Here is a 24,151-nt window from a genome sequence, read left to right as displayed (position 1 = left end):
TCACAACTGGTTCCCTCTGCTGCTCTTATCCCAACAGCAACGGTTAACTTAGGTGAAGTCTTCCAACTACCCTTTTTTTAGAAAGGGGGGGCCGCTTTCACAACACCCCTATCGTGATTCTCGTAAACCCCAAACATATAAATTCTTATCTTTCAAAAAAAACGGGAATCCTAAGATTCCACGCCTTTTATGACCATATTTTCTGCTGACTCATCACTTTTTCTTGAAAAATAGGGGATTAACAAGGCGCTTGAGAAACTAAAGATCATCACAGCCTTAAATACGTTTCCATCAAAATCCTGAATCCCGAGGATCAACGCCAGTAGGAACATTCTTGAAATAACAAGGATGAGTTCGCGCCATACCATCACCCTCGTTTGATGAATCGGTTCTAATGGATAGGTCACAAGAAATTGTCGGGAACTCCAAATTGTGCCGAAGAAAAACAATCCGATCGTCGTTAATATGTTGGAAAGAATCAGAATCAAAGGTGTCGGGAATAACGCTAACAAGAAACCTGCCGCCGCGGCTGCCATCCCAAAGGTTAACCATTTATTGTCACTTATCTTACGCGTACGACTTAAACGTCGATAGATGAATACACAGGCAATCGTGAACGATGTGTACATAATTTGCAACAATGCAATGCTGAGCTTATCTTGTGTGACCGAAAAGGTAAAGATTAGTGAGAATATCCCCTGAAACTGAATGAAAAATCCGCCAGCAATAAGCGAAGGAATCATCCATTTCAATTGTGGAGTTGCAAATACTTGGCCCAAGCGGAACTTACGAAAAACGGGTTCATTCGCTTCTTTTAACGAAATAGGTGGAACGAAATACGATGTGAAAATCATAAGTGCGATGAAGATGAACATAATGAAGAAGGATGCAGTGAATCCCATCCACTTAATGATCACTGCAAAGAATAATGGATTAAGGAAAGAAATTAACTGACCGATCACACTCACTGCGGAAAAAAATACGCTAAACTCCTTCCCTTTTCCGAATAGCGAGATCCCCATATTATTCGCAGAGCCATATAAACCGTTCGTCAGCCCTACAGGGATTGCGATCAAAGTAATATATAGGATTTTCGGCTCAAAATGCACCCAGGATAGTAGGACAAATGTGACACCTGCCCCAATGGCAGCAACTCGCATCACGGAGCCTATCGTAAATTTAGATAGAAGATTGGCACCGTACATAAAGGCCACTCCCCAAGCTAGGAACATAACGAGATTAAACCACGCAACGTCGAAGATTTGATTTCCTTTTTCCCAAATAAAAAGATTAATAAATATGCCCATATAGTTAAAAATAATGCCAGAACTTATATTCATCCATAATAGTCGTTTTAATGCGGTCGTCATGTTGTCCACTCTTTCTGAACGAATTTTTTATAAACTAGTTACGTAGGCATAGATTCTCCCTTATAATGAACATATACGAAAGTTTATGCGGTTTAACTTTCACAATCATATCACGGAGTCCGTTCGGAAGGAATGTATGTTATGCCTAGGTTCATGGACGATACGATAAGTCCTTATCCACTTCGAATCATTACTTTACCTATCGATGCTAGTAAATTAAAACTGCAATCTCTACGGATTCAACATGTCGGACATCTGCCTGGGCGGATTATGTTTCGTGGACATGCCAAATTCGAAAGCTTTGCCATAGTATATATCGCAGGAGGCAAGGGAACTTACCGAGTCAATGATGGACCGGTTCAAAAAGTGGAAAGCGGCAGCCTCTTCTTCTTCCGGCCAAATCAAGTTTATCAATATGGGCCTGATCCCGGAGGCTTCTGGGATGAGTATTATTTTACGCTCGAAGGCAGCCGTGTGAAGGAATGGCAGAACAGTTGGCTGACCAATTTAGATCAAGTGAAACAGGTTGGTTATGAGGATGCTGCCCAGCATAATCGGATTGAGCGAATTTTCATCGCCATGGAAAGTGGCATTCCTGCTAATATTGATCGTGCAGCTTTACTTATTGAGTCATTATTATTTGAATTCATTCAGCGAGCGGAAGCCACAACGGAAACAACGAAGTCGGGACAATTCATCAATCTTATCAATGAGCTCAGTGATTCGTTATATCAACCATTTGATGCGCATAGCATTGCGAAACGACATCACATTTCACTTTCTACCCTTCGTAGAATCGTTAGTGATTATTCCGGTTATCCGCTAAATACCTATATGCATAGAATGAAAATGGCTGAAGCCAAAAATATTTTGTTGAATACGTCGAATTCCGTAAAGGAAATTGCCGACTCGCTCGGTTATAAAGACGTCTTCTACTTCTCGCGTATTTTCAAAAAGTATGTAGGCGTCTCCCCACATATCTTCCGAAATACGATGCACACCTAGTCACAAAAATTTCCGACTACCTAGCACGACTTGTCACATTGCCGCATATGATAGATTGAAAGCGAATCTTCGTATGTGGGGGTGAATCAGACATGGCACTTACACTATCGGGTTTAATGCTTTATGCAATGTGGCTTGTCTTGGGAGTCATGGGTCTTAGCTTTGTAGTAGACTTGTTCAAATCGTTCTCATCTGGCACGTTCTCCAGTTCTACGATTACAAATTACTTGAGAGACCTTTTGTACTTTGTGTTCCCATTATTCTTACTTTCCAACATGATGCCGCTAGATCATACCGATTTCATTATCAAAATCGCCTATTATATCGGTGTGCTTGGCGTCCTCTACAATTATGTTGGAGGCTATTTTAAAAAATAATTTTGCAATCGCATTCAAAGCTGCTGAGATACTCAGCAGCTTTTTTAATGCGCAAAAAAGCTGTTCACCAATGAATGGTAAACAGCTTTTCATTTTCTTTAAAATCGCGGTAAATTTGATAAATTATTGCTTGGGTCTCCATCCGGATAGGAACGCAAGGTTTTCTCGCCTTTCCGATTGACCCCCGTATTCGCATCTTCAATTAAATCGGCTTCGGTCATCTCAATTGCAGTCTGGACATCGACCACTTGGCCATTTTGAAATTGAACAGCCCCAATACTTCCATTTTCATAATGTACGGATTGGATCATGGCTTTATTCGGATCAATCGTATGTGGACCACTATTACGACGTCGCGGCATAATGTCTCCTCCTCTATCTTCCTGCGAGTTGTTCAACCCCACGAATGTGGGGTCTCATTGTAGCTTCATTCAGATACTATGACTGTGTGGACTCACTCTGCGATTTAATTTCCTGCTTCAGATCTTCTGTTTTCTGCTGCGCTTGCTTGATTTGAGATTGAAGATCCTCTAACTGCTGCTCGGCTTCCGTAAGCGCCGCTGCTGTAGCTTGTGAATAGATTTGCTGAGCAACCTGCAAAGTTTGTTCGGCTGCTTGCTCTGCTTTTTGGGCAACATCTTTGATTTGCGCTAAACCAAGTTCCTTTTGTTGCGGCATGGTAATACCCCCAGCTGATGTTTTGCATACCCAATTAATGTAGGCAACCTAGTCCTTTTTTATTCGGGCAAAAGATAAGCATGTGTACTTAATTGATCAACTAAAAGGTTGGTCGGTATGATGAATTCCGGTGTCCCCATATAACCTGGTGTAACCTCATATTTCTGAAACACGATCACAAGCTTGCCATCCTTATTGATATAGAAGCTTTGATCTTTTTTAATGGAACTAAAATAAAACTTCACATCATTTGGAACACCCTCTACCCAATAAATTTTAGCCGGATCATCTTTCATCCGCTGTATCATTTGCGCTTTAATATAATCACTGATCACTTGAACATATCCCTCATCCTTAAATAAGCTCGGTAAGGTGATTAGCAACTGATTTTTCTTATCAATCGTGTCATATTGGAAGGTGGTAGACGAAGAACCCACTGTATTGACAACATATCTGCCCACCGCTAAGATCTGATCATTGTCCGTTTTTACTATATAACCACTATCCACCCCAAGGTGTCCCTCTAATCCACTTGCTTTCATCTTCTCAATGTCGATCATGAAATCCGTGTAGAGCTTCTTGCTTTCTTCTAAGTATTTCGTATTTAGGGATTCCTCTAACACTTTGTTATCCAAATTCGTGATGATGGGGACTTCTACTTTTGCTTTATGTGCGCCATCGTCATATAGGTATTCTCGGAAGGTCAGCACTTTGATCAGTTTGCCAACGACAGGCATCTCCGCTAACGAATGAGCAAAAGCTGGGCTCGTATTAAGACCCGCAACAAATACAATTACTGCAGCCGCGACAGCTACTGATGACCATTTCAGATTAGTCCTAGGCTTTTTTCTATGTTGTTTTATCGCTTGATTGACTATGAAATCGAGTTCTGCAGGAATGGGGATGTCCATATAGGTTTGTTTCATTTGTTCTAGCTTCTCATCCATGGTTAGTTTACCTCCACAAGCGTATCATCGTTCATTTTTATCCGTAAAAGTTTAAGTGCCTGGTAGAGCCGAGTCTTGATCGTACTCGAGTTTTCTTTTAACACATCCGCAATTTCATCGATCTTCAAATCTTCGAAATAACGAAGCGTAATCACACTGCGATACATGGTCGGCAAATCTTCCAGAGCTCTCTCCAAGTCAATATTCGTATAGGCATCTTCACTGCCAGGCGTTATCGCTTCCATCGTCACATCATCCATTACGGTAAGCTTCTTATGTTTTCGCAAGAAATCTAATGAGGTATTGACGACAATTCGGTAAAACCAGCTTTTAATGGCTACATGGCTTTTCAACGAATCTGCAGCAGCAAATGCTTTCTGAATCGCCTCTTGTACGATGTCGAGCGCATCCTCTTGATTTTTCACATAGCTATAGGCGAGTCGATATACTTGCTCCTTATGTTCCGTTATACAGGTAATAAGTTCGGTTTCTAGCTTCCTATTCTTAGTCATATCGTTGATGACGCTCCTTTTACCGCGCGGTTAATCAGAATTAAATCATGTTGTAGCTAAGACGTTTAAGGGTGCCAAATAGTTTGACTTCGATGCCTACCAATTTAGGGAATCCACTGGTATACTAACAGCAAGACGCTTATGAGGTGAACCGTATGAATATTATTAAAGTCAAAGACCGCCATGAGTTAGATCGACGAGTTCCTTCGATGCCTTGGTATATTGAGAAATTTATTAATTATAAGCTCCCTGATCTTTCACCTTCATCACTTCTTGAATATGTACGTGATTATGAAATTTTCCTCTCCTGGCTTCTTGCCGAAGGTTTAAGCACGGCGACCGTCATGAACCAAGTTCCACTTGAGGACTTAGAGCGATTACATATGGACAGTGTTAATAATTTTCGCATGTTCCTTGCAACTCGTAAAGCACAAGCTAATGGTAAAACTACAATTAACCGCAAATTGTCTGCGCTGCGCTCCTTATTTCATTATTTGAGTCAAATTGCCGAAGATGATAACTTCTACCCGCTTCTGAAACGAAATGTGATGGCGAAAGTGGAAATTAAACGTGCTCACAAGGCCAAAGATAGTGCAGCGAAGCTCGAAGGCAAGTTGCTGCAGGAAGAAGAAATTGCTGAATTTATTGCTTATGTGAAGGAAGGCTATGAGCACGATGTCGCAACGAATAAACAAGCTCTATATGCCTATGAGTTAAATAAAGTCAGAGATGCCTGTATCGTTACGCTAATCCTTAATTCAGGACTTCGTGTATCTGAGGTGTTCAACCTAAACGTTGATGATATCGATATGAAATTGAAGCTTGTCCATGTGTATCGAAAAGGTAAAAATGACGATACGTTCAAAACGCCCGTCTACTTCCGGCTCGATGCCATTCAAGCCATCACGGATTACTTAAGTATTCGTTCCTCCCGATACAAGCCAGCCAAAAAAGAAAAAGCCCTCTTCATCGCCATGGCCAATGGCAAAAAAGAAGGCGAACGTATGACGAAGAGAGCCATTCAAGAGCTTGTGATCAAATATGCGAAAAGGTTTGGCAAGCCGTACTTATCTGTGCATAAGTTGCGACACTCGTTCGCTACCGACTACTACCTACAGAACGACTTGTACAAAACGCAAGAGCAGCTTGGCCATGCTTCCCCGGAGACCACGCAAATCTATGCGCATCTCACAGATCGTACAATGTCTGAAGCAATTGACAAGCGCGCGGAGTCTTAATGCCCCGTTACTGATCTTACGTCAATCAACCAGCCATGTTGTTAATAGAATGAACGGTATCAAATACCGAAATATGATCTACTTTACCAGTGGATTTGGGAATAATAAATTTGAGTTGAAATTCTTGTGAAGCTTGATAAATATAAATAGTGTCGTCTCCATTTAATTTGATATCCGTCGGTTTGCCTAATGCTTGTTCGATCTGAGTCAACGTTAGTGTCTGTAACTGTGGATCGTTAGAGCGGATATCGATGATTTGGCTTCCCTTGTTATACCCAATAACAGCATTTTTCTTGCTATATGTCGCGTAAATCCCGCTTCCTGCAGATTCTGTCTTATCTGCCTTTCCCCACAATTTCTCGACATCGTCACTCAATACTGTTTTCGCTGCAAAAGGAATGCCGCTGACCTTACCAGACTTTGCGAGTTCAAGCATATCTTTCATTTTCTTCGAAACCGTACTAGTATCTGCAGTTGATGAAGGCTTCGGTGTTGCAGGTGTGACAGTCCCACTAGCAGATGGACTAGCCGCTGAAGTCGCTGCGGGCGTTGCTGTTGGTGATGCCGACGGTGACATACTAGGACTTGGAGTCATCGTACTCGACGCTGGTTCTTGTGTTGAAGAACATGCCGTTGCTAAGAGCATTGTCGATAAAATCAATGTATATATCTTTGTTTTTCTATTGTATGTTTTCATGGTAGTCTCCTTTAATTCATGTAGTTACAGTTTCTTAACGATGAAACCTCATGAAAAGTTGCTGAGCCTGAAATAAAACAAACCATAGGGGATCACTCCCCCATGGTTTGTTTAGCTATTATTATTCAACTTTGCTTCTACTTCAAGATTTTTTCAATCGCTGCCAATTCCTCTGGAGCAAACGCCAGATTTTTAAGTGCGGCAACATTCTCTTCAATTTGCGATACGCGGCTTGCACCAATCAATGCAGAAGTAACACGTTCGCCGCGAAGTACCCAAGCCAGCGACATCTGTGCTAAGCTTTGACCACGAGAGCTCGCCAATTCGTTCAGTTGAATAATTTGGTTGAGCTTTTCTTCTGTGATGTCTTTTTCTTTCAAGAATTGACTCTTGCCGCCAGCCCTCGAATCAGCAGGAATCCCGTTCACGTATTTATTCGTTAACAAGCCTTGAGCAAGCGGGCAGAATGCGATACTACCAACACCGAAATCATCCAGCACATCTTGTAAGCCATCCTCGATCCAGCGATTCATCATACTGTAAGATGGTTGGTGGATAAGTAGCGGAGTACCTAAACCTTTAAGAATGGAAGCAGCTTCTTTGGTTTGCTCAGCCGTATAATTAGAAAGTCCAACATAGAGCGCCTTACCTTGACGTACGATTAAATCCAAGGTTGCCATTGTTTCTTCGAACGGCGTGTTCGGATCTGGACGGTGAGAATAGAAAATATCGACATAATCTAGGCCCATTCTTTTCAAACTTTGATCTAAGCTCGACACCATGTTTTTCTTGGATCCCCACTCACCATAAGGACCTTCCCACATGTGGTAACCCGATTTAGTCGAGATGATGATTTCATCGCGATAAGCCCCGAGGTCACTTTTAAGTACACGCCCCATCAATTCCTCTGCTGATCCTGGCGGCGGCCCATAGTTATTCGCTAAGTCAAAATGTGTAATCCCCAAATCAAATGAACGAAGCAGCATAGCTCTTCCGTTCTCATGGTAATCTAACCCTCCGAAATTATGCCACATGCCAAGAGAAATAGCTGGAAGCTTAAGCCCCGATTTCCCAGAGCGATTATATTTCATTTCAGCATAGCGTGTTGAACTTGCTTGATAGACCATGATAGTCCTCCTTCATATTTCTAAGTAACATTGTTATTAGGCAAGAAACCTATGTATTCACTAAAGTTTTCACAAATATCCTGCTTCCTATGTACCAGTATAGTTCAAGCCTATCAACAAAAAAAGAACTGAAAAAAACGTGTCTTACTAACCTCGAGGTTAGTATGGCACGCTTTAGTGATTAATTCGGATCGAATCGCAACAAAGTATTATGCTCTTGGAGCCATTTCGTTTTCTCATAGGTATTGCCTATAATATCGACCAACACACCTTGTGGATCTACCCCGTCCAAGTATCGCCCGAGGAAATGAATGAAAACATCTAACCTCCGAAGCTCGATTAACAAAGGTAATATCTTGATTTCTTCTTGTGTTAATTGGACAAATTGACAGAAACCGTCATAGAACGCTTTGCTTTTCCTTCTGAGACTATCCTCGGGAAGCATCGGATCAATGAGATCAGATAAACAAACGGCAAGTTCCATAACCCTCGCATCGATTGTTACAAATTCAAAATCAAGAATGGCCACAAACCGTCCATCGTCATCCACCAGCATGTTGGAACCGTTAATATCACCATGAACGAGTTGATGAGGAAGCTGACGAATCGTTGGTATAGCGCTGTACAAGGCCATATAGCGATTAAATATATAAGCAAGTTCTTCCTGCTGTGCGATGAAAGGTTCTGGCGGTTGCAGTGCGAACGCTCGAATCGCATCTGGCTTACAGCTAGGATGAATATGTTCTATTTCATAGTAAGGAGCGTACTCCGGTTTATCTCCTATTGAGATCTTGGCTAAGGAAGCAGATAATTGTCCTGCTGCTTTCCCCATCTCTTGCAGTTGGCTTAGACTTAATTCAATTGGATTATGACCTTCTGTAAAAGTAAATAAAGCAGCAAGCTTCCCATCTTGATCGTCATCCGCTAACGTTACCACGGTTCCCCCAGTTGGCAACTCTAGTGGCATCGGAATTTCGAAAGGAAGCTCTTCTTTCATTTCAGCTAAACGAAGCAATACATTATGCTCAAACTTAATTTTGTCCCGGTCACGATGTGTCTCATACAGTCGTAGAACATATGTACGATCCTCAACCTCAACGAATCGTGTTGTATTATTCATCCCGCCTGCACCAACACGAAGCGTCCATGTTTGAGCCCCGAACCAATTAGCTGGGAGTAATGCTAATTGTTCCTCTTTTTCAATAACTCGCATAATACCCTGACCCAGCTCCTCTTCTTATACTTGGTTGTCGCCTTCTACCGCGAATTCAAAATCCTCTACATCGAATGCCTCAACAGGTATGGCAAATTCCACTAATCGCTCAATAAAATCGAATTGATCCGTTAATAATACAGCTTGTTCTTTCAAAGCTGTCAAAATTAATTCCGTTTCGATAGGATCAAATTGATCACCATAGGCTTCATTATCTATCGCATACACTATTTTCAATGTCACATGCTCATTTATTGGTAGCGGTGGGCTTTTTCCCCATGGTATGGACAAAGCCTTTTCTATTTTTTTCTTATTAAAAGATTCCTCGAAAAATGCAATGAGCTCACCGATCATTTGTTTGACAAAGCCATCATCTTCTTGTTCTAACATAATAGGTTCGGGGCTGCTATGCAGTTCATATAATTCTTGAATGGTCGTATAAGGTATCAAATAAGTCACAGGTTTTGATGGCAGCATGAGCTGGCCATGCACGGCTAACATCACCGCTTCGATAATAAACGTTTTGCTCATGGAGTCCCCCCTAATGTTACAAACATCATTCAGCAATACTTCGCTAAGCATACTCGGAAACCCTTTTTTTTAAATAGAAACACATCATACCCTTGCCTTAAAAGCAAAACCGTTAGCTCCCAAGATCACTTTGACCATTCGAGCTAACGGTTCCTTCCTCAGCTTATAAACTGCCATCGAACACCTCATTATCTTCATAAAGGGGTCGATATGGTTTCTTGGAGAAGCGATTCGCATAGGCGGATGCAACATAACAATCGGGTTTAATGACCGGAACCATACCGACAGATTCCACCCGTCTCACCATTTCTTGGACGAATTTGGCCGTCCGATTTCTATTCTCATCATCTCCCGCATCAATATGAATGAACATATCGAAAGTGGCACCTTGATACAGATGAGGAAGAATAATATTTTCCATATCTAATCGCTTGTTTTCGTCGAAATACATCGCAATCTCTTCACTTAGTGTCGTTTCCATCGAAAGCTTTTCTTTGATGGAGTGAAGCGCTCTTGGTACGATGACTTGACGATAACATGCCCACGCTCCTTTCCCTAGCCGCTGGATCACTACGCCGGTAATGAATTTCGTATGACCTGTGTGTACCTGACAATCCGTCCCTATAATGAATTTGTAGGTTGCCACGGGGTCAAGACGCATGAAATGAAGAATACGCTCGTGCACGGTATCCAGGTTAAGTCCTCTTTCCGTTGTGTTCCTAAATTCCAGTGGTTGGTTCGTCGCCGAAGGTTTCAAAGATAAGGCTCTCCCTTTCTCCATAGACTAAAGAAAAAGGCGGATGCTCAAGGCAGCACCCGCCTCTTCTATAGTATATGGCAAACCTTGCCTGTTCGAACCATCTTCTTATTTTAAAACAGGTCCACCGTACAAAAATCGATTTTCCCACTGCTTGCCATCAATGGTATCCACACGAACGCCGCCGGATTCAACGGAATAGGTGTGCAGCATTTGGCCGTTGCCTAAGTATATACCAACATGGGTAATCGGCTCTGTCAATACATTAATACCATCGTAATCAGAAGCTTTGGAACCTTTATAGCTGCTGAAAAATAAAAGATCCCCGCGTTTTAACTTCGTCCAATCCTTCACAATAGATCCCAAGGATCTCACATAGCTGCCTTGTGCAGCAGAATCACTTGGCAAGGAAAGACGGAGAGCATCCCAGTACATCGTTTGCACAAAATCAGAACAGTCGAATGTAGTGGGATTATTCCGTTCGGAACCAAATTCATAAGGAGTCCCTAAGTAGACTTCTCCCGCATCAATCACAGCTTCAATTTCATCCGCTACTGGCATATTAGGTTTGATAACGGAGAAATCCGCTGTTATGTATTTGGAACTAGAGCTCATATAGCCACTGACACCACTAGCATCTTTGACTTTATACCAGCTATCATTCACTTTATCAGTGACAAGAACTTCTTCCCCTTTGCTCAGCATTCGAATCACCTTCGAACCTGAACTTGCGTCTGATGATGGCAACGTACGGAAATTAACGCCATAAATGATCTGTGCATTGCTCACAATCGATATGTATTTACTGTTTGTCGATACGTAACCACTAACACCTTGTGCATCCTTAATTTGAAACCAATTCGTCGTCGTATAGTCTGTTACCGTGACCACTTCATTGGCTTTCAACATACGTTTGACATTACTAGACGTACTTGGTTGATCTCGAAAGCTTACACCAGCTACAATTTGAGCTTTCGTCCCGACAACTTCTTCCGCTTGCGTATCTTTGGGAAGTAGAGCTATAAATGATACCATCAATACCGCGATAACCATTGTCAACTTATTCATCGTCGTACCCTCCATCCTCTTGATGTTAAAATTTTCATTCGTATCCTTATTATAGTTTGAGGGGGTAATCTGCGAATATAGGTGAATGGTAGCGATTATTGCGATCGTATGCGTGGCGATTAGCCTATTGACGGCTAGGTTTAATTTTCCAATTTCCGAGCTTCCGCTTTTCGTGTAAGAGAAGACCAAAACAACCGCCATTGCGGGGAGTTTTTGAGTTTTACGTTCCCTATTTTCATCTCGTTTTCTTCCAATTCAATCACTTGCCAACTGCTTGGATCTTGAACGGCTTGGGATTCTAAAAAGGCTATAGCATGCTTATTCGCTTCCTCTTGCTCATTCCAGAATTTCACACCATAGTAAGCGAGACCATAATGGTTAACCAGCGTAGTCGTATAAATTTGCTCAGAATCTTTCTGCTGCAGCACATAAGGCATATTTCTTCCCTCCTAATGAGGAAGACCCATTCACCACGAGGGGAATGGGCCTCCGTTTGTAAGCGAGCTTCTTAGATAACGGTTACGCCAACTTACAAATACGCATTCTCATGCTTCGCTTTCAACATATTCCAACGGCGTTCAACTTCCGTTTCGAACGATTTCAGTGAACCTTCATATTCGGGTTTCGTAAGATGTTTCGTTTTCCCCATCGTTTTCAACCAATCGGATAACGGAATCTTCTTACTCTTATCCTCCGGATTATAGGTGATCGAAGTCACCCCATGCTCCACTTCATAAAGTGGGAAGAAGCAGGAGTCCACCGCAGCACCAACGATGTTGGAGCCCTCTTGGTCATCCGACAGCCAGTTCAACGGGCAAGCAATGAGAATTTTGCCATACACTAACCCCTCATGCTGCGCATACCATTGCGCCTTCGCCGCTTTCTTGACTAGATCTTGCGGATACGCTTCAGACCCGGTAAATACATAAGGAATATGAGTTGCAGCCATAATTTGCGCTGTATCCTTATGATGGAACACCTTACCACCTTGATGCTTCCCGACATTGGAAGTTGAAGTCCGATGTCCCATCGGAGTTGAATACGACAACTGTGCACCTGTGTTCATGTATCCTTCATTATCGTACTCAAGAATAATCATTTTATGATTCCGTAAAGCAGCCCCAATCGCAGGCCCCATTCCGATATCCATACCGCCATCGCCTGTAATCATGACGAAAGTGAAATCGTCCTTCAATCCCAAATGATCAAGTTCTCCGCGACGCTTCCGCTCCCAGAACATCTCTACAACACCTGACAGCGTTGCTGCGCCATTCTGGAACAGATTGTGGATATAAGTAGCTTTATGCGCTGAGTACGGATAACCCGTGGTTACAACCATTGCACAGCCGGTATGGAAAATGGAGACAATATCTCCCTCTATCCCTTTGAAGAACAATTCGAGTCCTGAGAAAATCCCACAGCCAGGACAAGCGCCATGACCTGGTGCAATCCGTTTTGGCTTTTTGGTCAAGGAACGAAGAGGCGGAATGCGTACATTCAACTTCCTCGTGCTCTCGTCTTGCGTGACCGTGATCAGACCTGTATTCAAATCCTCATACTTCATTGGTGTCAAAACCCGCTTCGGTGCTTTCGAAGGATCCCCCGGCGTATGGCCGTAGTAATCGAAAGGCACATCTACCTTGCCGCTTTCCATCGCATCAATGGCGAATTGGAACAGATTATGCCCATCCTCGGCATAAAAGTCTTTGCCACCTAAGCCATAGATTCGGCTTATGACAAGCGTGTCTCTGTTCCCGTTCGTGAACAGCGCCGCTTTAATTTCATTGACCATGTTGCCGCCATGTCCGCCATAGGAATCCGCGCGATCGCCTACGGTGATCGCTTTCACATTCTTCAGCGCCTCTGCGATCTGCTTCGCTGGGAAAGGTCGGATCAGGTTCGGTGCGATCGAACCGGCTTTAATGCCCTTCTCGCGGAGCTGGTCGACGACATCCTTGATGATTTCGGAAGCCGAATTCATCAGGAATACCGCGACTTCCGCGTCCTCCATCCGATATAGCTCTAGAATCGGATAGTCACGACCCGTCAATTCGGCATATTCCTGCCGAATACGGTCATACACACCTTCGGCGTTATACATCGCCATCGACTGTTGATAACAATTATTAATGTAATCCGGCTCATTCATATAGGGTCCAACGGTGATCGGATTATTACGATCCAAGGTATCTGGGAAGCCCTGTGGCTTCTCACCTACGAATGCCTGCACATCAGCCCGATGTGCGAAGGTTTGCACTCTGCGCTTTTGGTGAGAGGTGAAATAACCATCGGATGCGACCATAACTGGCAAACGCACCTCAGGATCCTCCGCTAATTTCAGCGCCATAATATTCATATCATATACGGCTTGCGGATCTCGACACATCACAATCGGCCAACCCGTATTCAAAGCATAGTAAAGATCGGAATGATCGCCATGAATATTCAGCGGCCCCGAAACAGAACGGCAAACCAAGTTCATAACCATTGGAAAACGGGTTCCGGATTGTACTGGCATTTGTTCCAACATGTACAAATAACCGTTGGCGCTTGTCGCGTTAAATACGCGGCCGCCAGCAGTTGATGCGCCATAACATATACCTGCTGAACCATGTTCACCGTCGGCAGGAATTAATACAATGTCATGCTGTCCATTGGACTTCATGAGATCTAGAAACTGAGCTACTTCCGTGGATGGTGAGATCGGAAAGTATCCCATGACATGATAATTAATTTGATGTGCTGCATAGGCAGCCATCTCATTCCCTGATTCATACACGATGCGCTGTTCGACTTTCGCTACCCCAAATTCCTGCTTGATATCAATGGCCATGCGTGTAGTTCCACCCTTCTCCCATAAATACTCTCTAAGAGTTTATAGCTAGATTGAATCGATGAGGCATGCGATTAAGATCAGCATAACCATCTTCTTCCCGCTCACTAGAGAGCGCATCGGTTGGACAAGCTTGTACACATTTAAGGCAACCTTTACAATATTGATAGTCTATGCCTTGCAGGAACATTTGGGGACGGCCTTTTTTGTCAGGGAGCTCATCCCATACAAAACAAAAGTCAGGACACACATTATCGCATGAAGCGCAGTGGATACATGAATCTTCATGGAAATGCGGCATCATCCCAGCACGGGAAATACTTAAATCTTTGAGTATACTATTACCTGGGTTCGTAACGACTCCCCCAATAGGCTGTGTGGCAAAGCCCAGAACTGGTGTATCATACCGTACAAAATCTGGCATAGTTTCCCCATCTGGAAGCGCATACGTTTGGAAAACGACCTCGTTATATCCACGATCGAATGTACGTAATGCTGGTGCTACTGCAAGAGGGTATTTCTTCTCTAAAGACTTTCTAATCACACCTCGCATGACATCTGGATCCAGAAAATCACACAATCGGAACATGGCACCCAGCATGGCCATATTTACACGATTCTTTTCCTCGAGCGAGATACCAATTGCGTCAATAACAGCAATCGTTCCTCCCCTGAGCTTCATCTTCTCCTTCAATTCATCAGGTGTTTTCGTTGAATTTACTAACACGGTACTATCCTCATAGATGCCACTGATAACGTTTACAGTTTTGGAAAGAGACTCATGAAAAACACCTACAACATGCGGTCGTTCAACGGGCGATGTATCCCGAATCTTCGTATCCATGTCACAAAATCGAATATGTGCTTTTACTGCCGATCCTTTCTTCTCAGACCCATAGGATGAGAAACTGACACCGTTCAAACCAACGCCAACGACTCCTGCTTCAGCCAGCATCTTACCTGCCAGATTCGCTCCTAGACCGCCGATGGATTCCAGCCTTATCTCGAAAAATCCGAGATCGTTCAATTTAGGTAAAGTTACCATGCTTGGTCTCCTTTCAAAAATGAACTGCATATAGAGTGAATAGTGTGAATAATAAATCTACTATTATTGTAACAAGAAATGGCTGGTAATCAACCTTTTTTTAAATCAGCCATTTAAAGCAAATAATCAATGATTAGACCGCATTTTCCCAAATAAAAACTAACCGATTCCCGCTCCACTTCCACGTCATTCTCCGATGCCTCACAATCTTCACAAACGTCTACATAATCGTCTTCAATCGGATTAAACACAACACCGCACACCTGTGAGCACAACCGCATTCACATCTCTCCTCGGCTTCAAATCCTCCAAAATTGTAAACGTTTGCAAACTATGTTTTCTTTATTATACAGCGGTTTAACCTGCATTGACTATAAGTCTTTATGAAATCTTTAGCATTCCAATTCGGGCATTTCTATTGATTCAAACCGCATTTGTGAGATAATGTAGAAATAATTCCCAGATTGTCGAAATATGGAAAGGATGCATAGGATTGCTTCATTTCATTATTGCCAATGAACTACAAAACATTTTCTACATCATGAGCGCAGCTCTGCTGCACCTTATTCTTGCTCCTCATTTCATACATAAAGAAACACATTTGAATATCTTCTTCTCTTTGGTTCTAGGAAGCTTCATCCTTCTTTATTGGAATTTTGCGGATATTGATCCGTTAATCTACTCCTTACAATTAGTCCCTGTCTGCTTGCTTTTTGTGACATTATGCGTTGGTATTGCGCCTTCAATCATGACATGGATCATATTCAATATCGGATGTATGTTCGTCTTGAAATATTATTGGGAGCCAGCTCTACTAAGCAGTACATTCTTACTGATGCTAGGAATTCTAGTTCGAAATCGCGTAACTAGCGGAAATTTGATCGTGAAACTCATGTATGCAACTGGAATCTTCATCATATATGAACTATTGTATGCACCACTTGCTCCTTATGTCTTAGCCCCATTTTCCGTGTACACTGGCTTTGTTTTAGCCCTCGCTTTTATCTCGCTATGGATTATGATTTCATTACTTTTTTTTATTAACAAATATGAACTACAGAGAAGACATATCACTCATCTTGAAAAAAATCGCATGCTAGCCGAGTTATCGGCTACAGTTTCACATGAAATCCGAAATCCTCTAACATCAACTCGGGGATTTCTGCAATTACTGGCAAGATCGGATCTGACTCCACTGGATCGTAGGCGTTATGTTGACCATGCGTTATCAGGCGTAGACCAAGCCATCACTTTATTGACAGATTTTCTTAACTATGCGAAACCCTCTGTTGACATGAAAGAACAGCTTGATATCAAAGAAGAACTGGAACATACCATACGGTTTATTACCCCTTATGCGCTTGATTTTCAGATTGCGATTGATATTTCACATGAATGTGAAACTCCGCTTTATATTCTTGGAGAATCTCAAAAGCTTCGCCAATGTTTACTGAATCTAATTAAGAACGCCATTGAATCCATGCCAAATGGTGGGAAGCTCTCATTACGTACTTGTAAACATCCTAGTGCCGTTCAGATCTCGATCACAGATACGGGTGTTGGTATGACCAGCAAGCAGTTGAACTCCCTCGGCAAGCCTTTCTACACGACCAAACAACACGGTACTGGACTTGGACTTGTCGTCGTCATGAGTCTAATCAAGAAAATGAATGGCAAAATTTCATTCACTAGCAGCCTCAATCATGGAACGAAATGTTCTATTATTTTTCAACAATACTGAACAAACCCAAAAAGCAAGCTAGACAAGAGGCTCTCTCTTATCTAGCTTGCTTTTTAATGTGTTGTATTCCTCTTACTTCGTCAGCTCATGTTGATCCACGATATAGGCAAGCAAGCGACTACAACTTTCCTCAACCATTTCATATACTTCTTGAAATTTCCCCGTGTAATAGGGATCGGGCACTTCAGTAATTGCTTGATTACTAGAGAAGTCCAACAATTTATGTATCGAAGCGTGTTGTTCATTCTCGACAAATTCCGGAGCAAATGCATCTAAGTTCACGACATTACTGTCATCCATAGCGATAATATACGTAAAATGATAGAAATCATCAGGGCGGACTTGTCTGGCTTTTAAGCCATCATAACCAATCTGATATCGGTCAAGAATATCCCGTGTTCCTTGATGGGGAGGATGCCCGATATGCCAATCCCCAGTTCCCGCTGAATCAATTGAAATGACATCTTCAAGACCAGCTTCCTTCACTTGATGACGAAACACCGCTTCCGCCATTGGTGATCGGCAAATATTGCCCAAACAAACGAATAAGACCCTAATCATATTTGACCAAACACAAGCATTTTTTCATTCAACGTGAGTGGTCTAGCAGGAATGTCCAAGACAATCCGACCTTCCGATACTCCCCAAATGCGTGTTGCAAAACGCTCAGCGAGTTCAATCTTATGAAGCGTCGCGATAACGCTCATGTTCCGTTCTTTGCATAACGATTTCAAATCCTGAAGGATGTATTCCGTTGATTTCGGATCAAGACCTGATACAGGTTCATCTGCTACTAGCACTTTGGGACCAAGAATCAACGCTTTCGCAATGGCGACACGTTGTTGTTCACCCCCGCTAAGCTGACCAACCTTCTTTTCACCTTTATCCAAAAGGCCAACCTTTTCTAAAAAGTCCATGCTATCGATTTTCTCATTTCTCGACGACAATCCTGTAACCATTCGAAGTGGGGCTTGATACACCCTACCCATCAACACATTTTTGACAGCGCTTTTATTCCGATTTAGAAAAGGCTTCTCCTCCAGATAAGCGAAATCCTTACCCAATTTGAACCGGTCCCACGGACCTGGCTTCGTTATATCAATCGAGTTATATATGAGCTGACCGCTTGTCCATTTCTCTTGATGACTAATACAACGAAGCAGCGTTGTTTTCCCACTACCACTGCTGCCGATTACCGCGATAAACTCTCCTGCATCAACTTGAAAGCTAATTTGCGATAGGACTTGATTGTCCGGAGGGAATACTTTACTCAAATTTCGAACTGTCAGCATGACAACTCTCCTTCACGTAAGCCTAGTGGTCATTCATAAGAAATAGTAAATCGCCGCTCAACTGGGGCTATTAAACTGCTCGTTGAGGGCGATTTCCTTCTTATTTACATGTCAAAATTAATCGCACGAAGTTGGTGCTTCTGCCGCGCCTGCTTCAACATTAATTTTATCTGAAATCGTGTCTCTGACTACGGACATTACCAATTGAAGTAAATAGTTGATATCTTCTTGGGTTTGCTTGAACTCATTCACAATGGGAATGCCATCTAATTCATCTTGCAGAACTTCGATTTCATTCTCGATTTTTTCCACCATTTTCTTGTTTTGGAACGTTTCAAAAGCAACTATCTCTTTTTGCTTCTTCTTAATCGCACTAATCAAACCTTGAATATCAGGATTCGTTGCAATTTGCTTTTCCGCTTTTTGATAGAACTGAACTTCATTGGAAGTTGTAAGCAACGCAGCCAGTTCCTTCGCTTTCGCCAGAATATCTTCGCGGACGATCATTTCTGTATTCGTAAATTCCTCTACTTGAAATGCATGAGGCTGGTTATCATCATGTGCATGATCACATTGGGACATTTCTTAACACGCTCCTATTTATCCTGTTCGTAATTTTATACAGACATCTGAAGAGGCTTATGTACAATCTCACCTTTCAATATCCAAGTTTGTGCATGTGTAACTTTGACATGAACCATTTGACCTATCAAGGATGGATCTCCAGTGAAGTGAATTAGCTTATTCGTCCGGGTACGACCAGCAAGCACATCTGTATTGTTCTTGCTCTCGCCTTCTACTAAAACTTCGACAGTTTGATCTAGCAAACGTTCATTACTATCTTTACTCAGCTTATTTACTAACTCATTCAATCTATATAAACGCTGTTTCTTCACTTCCATCGGGACATTATCTTCCATCTCAGCTGCAGGCGTACCTACTCGCGGTGAATAGATAAACGTAAATGCAAAGTCAAAGCCTACTTCCTCGTACAGCGTCATCGTATCCTCGAATTGCTCATCCGTCTCGCCGGGAAAACCAACGATAATATCTGTCGTTAATACGACATCAGGCATCGTTGCCTTGATTTTACTTGCAAGTTGCAAATAATGATCTCTCGAGTACTTCCGACTCATCCGTTTTAAAACATCTGTGTTACCAGCTTGCACAGGTAAATGGATGTGCTCAACGAGATTGCCACGTTTCCCTAATACCTCAATCAAACGATCATCGAAATCTCGCGGATGAGAGGTTGTAAAACGAATGCGTGGAACATCAATCTTACGAATATCATCCATCAGATCAGCGAACGTGTACGTTATATCTTCAAAGTCTTTGCCGTAGGCATTGACATTCTGTCCAAGTAGCGTAATTTCCTGAAAGCCTTGACGAGCCAGATCTCTGACTTCTGCCAGGACGTCCTGCGGTCTACGGCTTCGTTCTTTACCACGTGTATATGGCACAATACAATAGGTACAGAACTTATCGCAGCCGTACATAATATTAACCCAAGCACGGATACCTTCCCGTTTTTTGGGGAGATTTTCTACGATATCGCCTTCCTTTGACCATACCTCCACAACCATTTCTTTGTTGAAAAAGGCATCTTTCAATAGGCTAGGCAAGCGATGAATATTATGAGTGCCGAAAATCATATCGACAAATGCATGTTTCTGCATAATGCGATTAACCACGGACTCTTCTTGCGACATACAACCGCATACACCAAGAATAAGCCCTGGCTTCTGTGCTTTCAGCGTCTTCAAATGACCCAGTTCACCGAACACCTTGTCTTCCGCATTCTCACGAATCGCACACGTATTGAGTAGGATCACGTCTGCGACCTGCTTGTCTTCCGTAGGCGTATAACCCATTTGCTCGAAAAGACCTCTCATGACTTCGGTGTCATGCTCATTCATCTGACATCCATAAGTTGTGATTAAATAATATTTGTCTTTACCAAACTCTTGCATATCTTCTGGAATCGCAAAATCGTAATGAACCTGAATGTCCTCTTTACCACGTTGCTTCTCATCCTTGTAATTAGGCGCAGAATTAATTTGGATATTTCTACCTTTAATTCGATAAGTCGTTTTGCCCTCTTCTTGGCTTAACACTTTCGCATCCGAGAAGTCAAAGTATTTGGAGTAATCCTTAACCTTGTCGGATTTTAAGTCCGATGTATTTTGGTTCTCCTTTGACATGATGAACTCACTTCCCTTTATCTATAAATATTGCTCTAACTTGTATTAACCCAATATCAAATTATAGCACAAAAGATACCTGTATATCCATATTGGCTTCCTTTTCAAATTAATGAGAAAAACCTTCTCCAAAGAGAAGGCTCTGAAAGCACTTTTACCCAAATGTATATTGTTGCTTAATGATACCCGTCATTTCCTGCGCAGGTAATGGGCGGCTAAATAAATACCCTTGCGCTTCATTACATTCTTTGAGTAGTAGGAATTGAAGCTGCTCCTTTGTTTCTACTCCTTCTGCTATGACCTTTAGATCCAAATTATGTGCCATTGAAATGATCGTATGTACGAGTGCAGCATCTTTCGCATCCTCAAACATATTTCGAGTAAACGATTGGTCAATCTTTAAACTATCAATAGGGAACAACTTTAAATAATTCAAAGATGAATATCCCGTTCCAAAATCGTCGATCGATAAAAAGATCCCCATCGTTTTTAGTTTATGCATAGTCTCAATGGCGTACTTGGCATCTTGAATAATACTTTCTGTTAACTCTAGTTCTAGATACTGGTGATCTAACCCAGACTCATCTAAGGCTTTACTTACCATTTCGATTAAATTACTTTGCTTAAATTGCCTAGATGATATATTTACAGCGATACGAAACGGTGCATAGCCTTGGTTCTGCCATTCTTTATTTTGGCGACAAGCCTCATTTAGCACCCATTCACCAATTGGAATAATTAGTCCGGTTTCTTCTGCTAGTGGAATAAAATCTGCTGGTGATATCGGCCCCCAATCAGGGTGCTGCCAACGAATCAATGCCTCTGCTCCAGTAATCTTCCCCGTATTCACATCAATCTGCGGCTGATAAAAAACTTTAAATTCATTTCGCTCTAATGCTTTGCGCAGCCCAATTTCCATTTGCATTTTTTTGGTGACCGCTTCATTCATCTCTGGTGTATAAAACTGAAAGTTATTTTTACCTTGTTCTTTCACACGGTACATCGCGGTATCTGCATTTTTAATTAACGTATCGATATCCCCTCCATCAGATGGATAGAGACTAATACCAATGGAAGGCGTAACGAATAATTCGTGTTCCAGGATGGTAAAAGATTGCGAGAAAATATGAACAATTTTATTCGCGTTTTTTATCATCTCTTCAGCAGTTGTATGTGCCCAAAGAATAATAAATTCATCGCCACCTTGCCGAGATACCGTATCTCCTTTACCGATGCAAGCTTCGAACCGCTTCGCGACCTCAATCAATAATTTATCCCCCATAGCATGGCCAAGCGTATCATTAATAAATTTAAACCGATCCAAATCTATAAACATGATCCCCATGCTTTGTTGATTTTCAAACGCTTGGTCTAAAGCTAGATCCAGACGATCATTTAATAAAAGCCGATTTGGCAAACCTGTTAAAGGATCACGATACACCATCTGATTAATCTTTTCTTCTGTCCTTTTTCTTTCCGAGATATCTCGAATTATGCAGCTAAAATATGTGCTGCCTTCTTCTTTCCACACGGCAAGTGAAAGTTCAATCGGAAACTCAATTTGATCTTTACGTAACCCTATTAATTCATAAGTCAATCCAAGTTCATCCACTTCACCATTGGCATTGGCTAGGAAACTCTCTAATCGCTCTTTATACGATGCAAAGAACCGTTCTGGGAAAATACGATGTAATCTTTCTCCAATGAGTTCATGTTCTTCATAGCCAAAAATGAGCTGTGCACCCTTATTCCAAGAGATAATTGTGCGATTATGATCAGCCAAGATAATCGCATCATGAGCTGATTCAACAACGGAACGGAATCTTTTCTCCGACATCATCATCTGTGTTTCAAAACGTCTATCGATGAATGTACTGATGAACGCTAGTCCAAGTATGAATAAAATGCCAAAACCTATTAAATAGGCCAGCAATTTCGTATCGAACGTAAGATCTGAAGCGATTTGTGAATGATCATGCTTGAATGTTGCTGCTGCCATTCCTGTATAGTGCATACCACTTATTGCAATGCCCATGACCAACGAACTAACTAGCTTCCTTAACAGAATACGAGGTGAGCTGGCATTCTGTTTTACAGAGAATAGCAATAGGAGTGCAACTAAAGAGACAACGTATGCAATGATGGCAGAAAGAGCCCATAGATAGGGATTATATTCAATCGTTGCTCCCATCACCATGGCTTCCATGCCAATGTAGTGCATGGATACGACTCCTGTAGCAATAAAAGTAGCTCCAATAAACACATGTGGTTTACGCATTACTGGTCTGCTGATGATATATAAGGCTAACCATGATGCAAGCAACGCTGGAACTATTGAATAGATTACAGTCGATAATTGGTATGTGACAGATATAGATAAATGAAAAGCTAGCATCGCGACGAAATGCATCGACCAAATACCCATTCCCATAGCAAAAGCACCGCCTGCCAACCAGGCTTGCTTCGCTGAACTTCTGGCCTTATGGATTCGAATTCCGAGATCCAACGCAGCAAATGATGCAATGATAGCAATGAGAATAGAAAAAATGACAAAGGGGATGTGATACGTACTTGAGATCGTTTCCACAGGGATGTCTCCTATCTTAAGGCAATGATCATGATATCTACAGGAGGCATTGAATCCGTTCGATAAGCCTAAGCAAATATATGTATGTAGAATCTAATAAAAACCATTTTACCATGATTTTCTTAGTGCCTCTATACGTTTACGTCGAAAATACTCGAAAAATGCAAAACTTACATCTCAACGTAATTTTCATGCAAAAAATGCGCAAAAAAGCATCCTTTACACATCTTTGTAAAGGATACTCTTATTGTATACATTAACGTCATAAATGATTAATGTCATTAATCAATGTTATAATAACAATTCTGCTTTGTCACCTGTCTTCACGCCCGCTGCATTTCCTTCGTCTGTATCGATATGCATATCCAACGCAAACTGGTCCGACACTCGGGCAATCACATCTTCAAATACTAATGGCCTTTCTCCCCGCAAATGAACGCGTAGAAGTTGTTTATCCTGAATTCCCCATTGGTTGGCATCAGAGGTATGAAAGTGTATATGTCTCGCCGCTACAATGACTCCCTGCTCCAATGTAACTTCTCCTTTAGGACCAATAACACGCAATCCAGGTGTTCCTTCGATTTTACCTGATTCGCGCACTGGTGGATGGATCCCCAGTGTGAAAGCATCTGTGCGCGAAACCTCGATTTGCGTTTGTGGTCTAATCGGACCAAGAATTCGGACCTTATCGAATTGCCCTTTCGGCCCTATTATAGCAACTGTTTCTTGTGCTGCGAATTGGCCTGGCTGCGATAGATCCTTGAAATTCGATAACTCATATCCCTCACCGAAAAGTGCAACTAAATCAGTTTGTGATAGATGTATATGTCTTGCTGAAACACCAATAGGAATCATAGGCATGGTAGTATTCATCCTCTCTTATAGATCATAATTGTCAGTATTACCGCTCAGCAAAAAAGGCATACGGA

Annotated in this window: 25 protein-coding genes; 4 read left to right on the top strand and 21 right to left on the bottom strand. The window is 42.1% G+C overall.

The genetic code is table 11. The features are described from left to right. Positions 1-170: 170 nt before the first annotated feature. Positions 171-1,370, bottom strand: a complete 1,200-nt coding sequence (locus GC096_RS31720; protein WP_171635929.1) for a hypothetical protein — start codon at positions 1,368-1,370, stop codon at positions 171-173. Positions 1,371-1,511: 141 nt separating this feature from the next. On the opposite strand from GC096_RS31720, the gene GC096_RS31715 reads away from it, so the two are divergent. Further along, a complete protein-coding gene (locus GC096_RS31715) occupies positions 1,512-2,375 on the top strand; it encodes an AraC family transcriptional regulator (protein ID WP_246303070.1) in 864 nt (287 codons plus the stop codon). Between the two features lie 92 nt (positions 2,376-2,467). Beyond that, complete coding sequence (locus GC096_RS31710) at positions 2,468-2,752, top strand: hypothetical protein (RefSeq protein ID WP_171635927.1); 285 nt, start codon at positions 2,468-2,470, stop codon at positions 2,750-2,752. Positions 2,753-2,850: 98 nt separating this feature from the next. Here the strand turns inward: GC096_RS31710 and GC096_RS31705 are convergent, their stop codons facing one another. The 4 genes from GC096_RS31705 to sigV form a co-directional block, all read right to left on the bottom strand. Next, complete coding sequence (locus GC096_RS31705) at positions 2,851-3,114, bottom strand: DUF3892 domain-containing protein (RefSeq protein ID WP_235550656.1); 264 nt, start codon at positions 3,112-3,114, stop codon at positions 2,851-2,853. 76 nt (positions 3,115-3,190) lie between these two features. Further along, on the bottom strand, positions 3,191-3,430 hold the full coding sequence (locus GC096_RS31700) for a hypothetical protein (protein WP_171635925.1): 240 nt from the start codon (positions 3,428-3,430) through the stop codon (positions 3,191-3,193). A gap of 59 nt (positions 3,431-3,489) precedes the next feature. After that, complete coding sequence (gene rsiV / locus GC096_RS31695) at positions 3,490-4,377, bottom strand: anti-sigma-V factor RsiV (protein ID WP_171635923.1); 888 nt, start codon at positions 4,375-4,377, stop codon at positions 3,490-3,492. Between the two features lie 2 nt (positions 4,378-4,379). Next, positions 4,380-4,889 (bottom strand): RNA polymerase sigma factor SigV, encoded by a 510-nt coding sequence (gene sigV, locus GC096_RS31690; RefSeq protein WP_171635921.1) that lies wholly within the window; start codon positions 4,887-4,889, stop codon positions 4,380-4,382. A 155-nt stretch (positions 4,890-5,044) separates the two neighbouring features. Between sigV and xerS the strand changes: the two genes are divergently transcribed. After that, positions 5,045-6,127: a tyrosine recombinase XerS gene (xerS, locus tag GC096_RS31685; RefSeq protein WP_171635919.1), complete on the top strand. Its 1,083-nt coding sequence runs from the start codon at positions 5,045-5,047 to the stop codon at positions 6,125-6,127. A gap of 25 nt (positions 6,128-6,152) precedes the next feature. Here the strand turns inward: xerS and GC096_RS31680 are convergent, their stop codons facing one another. The 10 genes from GC096_RS31680 to GC096_RS31635 all read right to left on the bottom strand — a co-directional run bounded on the left by GC096_RS31680 (position 6,153) and on the right by GC096_RS31635 (position 15,679). Then, positions 6,153-6,824 carry a YjgB family protein gene (locus GC096_RS31680; protein WP_171635918.1) on the bottom strand — a complete coding sequence of 224 codons (672 nt, stop codon included), beginning with the start codon at positions 6,822-6,824 and terminating at the stop codon, positions 6,153-6,155. A gap of 137 nt (positions 6,825-6,961) precedes the next feature. Continuing rightward, positions 6,962-7,951, bottom strand: coding sequence for an L-glyceraldehyde 3-phosphate reductase (gene mgrA, locus GC096_RS31675; protein ID WP_171635916.1), 990 nt, complete (start codon positions 7,949-7,951; stop codon positions 6,962-6,964). 181 nt (positions 7,952-8,132) lie between these two features. Further along, the gene (locus GC096_RS31670) at positions 8,133-9,164 is read right to left on the bottom strand and encodes a phosphotransferase (RefSeq protein ID WP_171635914.1); all 1,032 of its coding nucleotides are present in this window, start codon (positions 9,162-9,164) and stop codon (positions 8,133-8,135) included. 24 nt (positions 9,165-9,188) lie between these two features. Further along, entirely contained in the window at positions 9,189-9,695 is a 507-nt protein-coding gene (locus GC096_RS31665) for an ADP-heptose synthase (protein ID WP_171635912.1), read from the bottom strand. Positions 9,696-9,858: 163 nt separating this feature from the next. Further along, on the bottom strand, positions 9,859-10,452 hold the full coding sequence (locus GC096_RS31660; protein ID WP_235550655.1) for a ribonuclease H-like YkuK family protein: 594 nt from the start codon (positions 10,450-10,452) through the stop codon (positions 9,859-9,861). 108 nt (positions 10,453-10,560) lie between these two features. Beyond that, a complete protein-coding gene (locus GC096_RS31655; RefSeq protein WP_171635911.1) occupies positions 10,561-11,520 on the bottom strand; it encodes a C40 family peptidase in 960 nt (319 codons plus the stop codon). A 140-nt stretch (positions 11,521-11,660) separates the two neighbouring features. Then, positions 11,661-11,957 carry a hypothetical protein gene (locus GC096_RS31650; protein ID WP_171635909.1) on the bottom strand — a complete coding sequence of 99 codons (297 nt, stop codon included), beginning with the start codon at positions 11,955-11,957 and terminating at the stop codon, positions 11,661-11,663. A gap of 92 nt (positions 11,958-12,049) precedes the next feature. Further along, the gene (locus tag GC096_RS31645; RefSeq protein ID WP_171635907.1) at positions 12,050-14,353 is read right to left on the bottom strand and encodes a thiamine pyrophosphate-dependent enzyme; all 2,304 of its coding nucleotides are present in this window, start codon (positions 14,351-14,353) and stop codon (positions 12,050-12,052) included. Between the two features lie 34 nt (positions 14,354-14,387). Then, positions 14,388-15,398, bottom strand: a complete 1,011-nt coding sequence (locus GC096_RS31640) for a 2-oxoacid:acceptor oxidoreductase family protein (protein WP_171635905.1) — start codon at positions 15,396-15,398, stop codon at positions 14,388-14,390. A 113-nt stretch (positions 15,399-15,511) separates the two neighbouring features. Then, positions 15,512-15,679, bottom strand: a complete 168-nt coding sequence (locus GC096_RS31635) for a hypothetical protein (RefSeq protein ID WP_171635903.1) — start codon at positions 15,677-15,679, stop codon at positions 15,512-15,514. Positions 15,680-15,891: 212 nt separating this feature from the next. On the opposite strand from GC096_RS31635, the gene GC096_RS31630 reads away from it, so the two are divergent. After that, positions 15,892-17,139: an ATP-binding protein gene (locus tag GC096_RS31630; RefSeq protein WP_171635901.1), complete on the top strand. Its 1,248-nt coding sequence runs from the start codon at positions 15,892-15,894 to the stop codon at positions 17,137-17,139. A 72-nt stretch (positions 17,140-17,211) separates the two neighbouring features. Here the strand turns inward: GC096_RS31630 and GC096_RS31625 are convergent, their stop codons facing one another. The 6 genes from GC096_RS31625 to pduL form a co-directional block, all read right to left on the bottom strand. Further along, positions 17,212-17,700: a low molecular weight protein-tyrosine-phosphatase gene (locus GC096_RS31625; RefSeq protein ID WP_171635899.1), complete on the bottom strand. Its 489-nt coding sequence runs from the start codon at positions 17,698-17,700 to the stop codon at positions 17,212-17,214. After that, the gene (locus tag GC096_RS31620) at positions 17,697-18,431 is read right to left on the bottom strand and encodes a phosphonate ABC transporter ATP-binding protein (protein WP_171635897.1); all 735 of its coding nucleotides are present in this window, start codon (positions 18,429-18,431) and stop codon (positions 17,697-17,699) included. The genes GC096_RS31625 and GC096_RS31620 overlap by 4 nt, the downstream gene beginning before the upstream one ends. Before the next feature lie 117 nt (positions 18,432-18,548). After that, positions 18,549-19,013, bottom strand: a complete 465-nt coding sequence (locus GC096_RS31615) for a YlbF/YmcA family competence regulator (RefSeq protein ID WP_056625149.1) — start codon at positions 19,011-19,013, stop codon at positions 18,549-18,551. A gap of 35 nt (positions 19,014-19,048) precedes the next feature. Then, complete coding sequence (miaB, locus tag GC096_RS31610; protein ID WP_171635895.1) at positions 19,049-20,635, bottom strand: tRNA (N6-isopentenyl adenosine(37)-C2)-methylthiotransferase MiaB; 1,587 nt, start codon at positions 20,633-20,635, stop codon at positions 19,049-19,051. A gap of 154 nt (positions 20,636-20,789) precedes the next feature. Next, on the bottom strand, positions 20,790-23,222 hold the full coding sequence (locus GC096_RS31605; protein WP_171635893.1) for an EAL domain-containing protein: 2,433 nt from the start codon (positions 23,220-23,222) through the stop codon (positions 20,790-20,792). Between the two features lie 291 nt (positions 23,223-23,513). Beyond that, positions 23,514-24,083, bottom strand: coding sequence for a phosphate propanoyltransferase (pduL, locus tag GC096_RS31600; RefSeq protein WP_376769537.1), 570 nt, complete (start codon positions 24,081-24,083; stop codon positions 23,514-23,516). Between the last annotated feature and the right edge of the window lie 68 nt (positions 24,084-24,151).

Source organism: Paenibacillus plantarum, assembly GCF_013141695.1.
In the GTDB taxonomy this organism is placed as follows: domain Bacteria; phylum Bacillota; class Bacilli; order Paenibacillales; family NBRC-103111; genus Paenibacillus_E; species Paenibacillus_E plantarum.
Note: the sequence above shows the minus strand (reverse complement) of the source record. Positions and strands in the feature narration are given on the sequence as shown.

Bases quoted from the DNA above. Each gene is read 5' to 3' on its own strand.
- GC096_RS31700 (WP_171635925.1), bottom strand. From the start codon at position 3,430: ATGCCGCAACAAAAGGAACTTGGTTTAGCGCAAATCAAAGATGTTGCC.
- xerS (WP_171635919.1), top strand. From the start codon at position 5,045: ATGAATATTATTAAAGTCAAAGACCGCCATGAGTTAGATCGACGAGTT.
- GC096_RS31615 (WP_056625149.1), bottom strand. From the start codon at position 19,013: ATGTCCCAATGTGATCATGCACATGATGATAACCAGCCTCATGCATTT.
- GC096_RS31665 (WP_171635912.1), bottom strand. From the start codon at position 9,695: ATGAGCAAAACGTTTATTATCGAAGCGGTGATGTTAGCCGTGCATGGC.
- GC096_RS31655 (WP_171635911.1), bottom strand. From the start codon at position 11,520: ATGAATAAGTTGACAATGGTTATCGCGGTATTGATGGTATCATTTATA.
- mgrA (WP_171635916.1), bottom strand. From the start codon at position 7,951: ATGGTCTATCAAGCAAGTTCAACACGCTATGCTGAAATGAAATATAAT.
- GC096_RS31720 (WP_171635929.1), bottom strand. From the start codon at position 1,370: ATGACGACCGCATTAAAACGACTATTATGGATGAATATAAGTTCTGGC.
- GC096_RS31640 (WP_171635905.1), bottom strand. From the start codon at position 15,398: ATGGTAACTTTACCTAAATTGAACGATCTCGGATTTTTCGAGATAAGG.
- miaB (WP_171635895.1), bottom strand. From the start codon at position 20,635: ATGTCAAAGGAGAACCAAAATACATCGGACTTAAAATCCGACAAGGTT.
- GC096_RS31670 (WP_171635914.1), bottom strand. From the start codon at position 9,164: ATGCGAGTTATTGAAAAAGAGGAACAATTAGCATTACTCCCAGCTAAT.
- GC096_RS31625 (WP_171635899.1), bottom strand. From the start codon at position 17,700: ATGATTAGGGTCTTATTCGTTTGTTTGGGCAATATTTGCCGATCACCA.
- GC096_RS31635 (WP_171635903.1), bottom strand. From the start codon at position 15,679: ATGCGGTTGTGCTCACAGGTGTGCGGTGTTGTGTTTAATCCGATTGAA.
- sigV (WP_171635921.1), bottom strand. From the start codon at position 4,889: ATGACTAAGAATAGGAAGCTAGAAACCGAACTTATTACCTGTATAACG.
- GC096_RS31715 (WP_246303070.1), top strand. From the start codon at position 1,512: ATGCCTAGGTTCATGGACGATACGATAAGTCCTTATCCACTTCGAATC.
- GC096_RS31705 (WP_235550656.1), bottom strand. From the start codon at position 3,114: ATGCCGCGACGTCGTAATAGTGGTCCACATACGATTGATCCGAATAAA.
- rsiV (WP_171635923.1), bottom strand. From the start codon at position 4,377: ATGGATGAGAAGCTAGAACAAATGAAACAAACCTATATGGACATCCCC.
- GC096_RS31710 (WP_171635927.1), top strand. From the start codon at position 2,468: ATGGCACTTACACTATCGGGTTTAATGCTTTATGCAATGTGGCTTGTC.
- GC096_RS31680 (WP_171635918.1), bottom strand. From the start codon at position 6,824: ATGAAAACATACAATAGAAAAACAAAGATATATACATTGATTTTATCG.
- pduL (WP_376769537.1), bottom strand. From the start codon at position 24,083: ATGCCTATGATTCCTATTGGTGTTTCAGCAAGACATATACATCTATCA.
- GC096_RS31650 (WP_171635909.1), bottom strand. From the start codon at position 11,957: ATGCCTTATGTGCTGCAGCAGAAAGATTCTGAGCAAATTTATACGACT.
- GC096_RS31620 (WP_171635897.1), bottom strand. From the start codon at position 18,431: ATGCTGACAGTTCGAAATTTGAGTAAAGTATTCCCTCCGGACAATCAA.
- GC096_RS31645 (WP_171635907.1), bottom strand. From the start codon at position 14,353: ATGGCCATTGATATCAAGCAGGAATTTGGGGTAGCGAAAGTCGAACAG.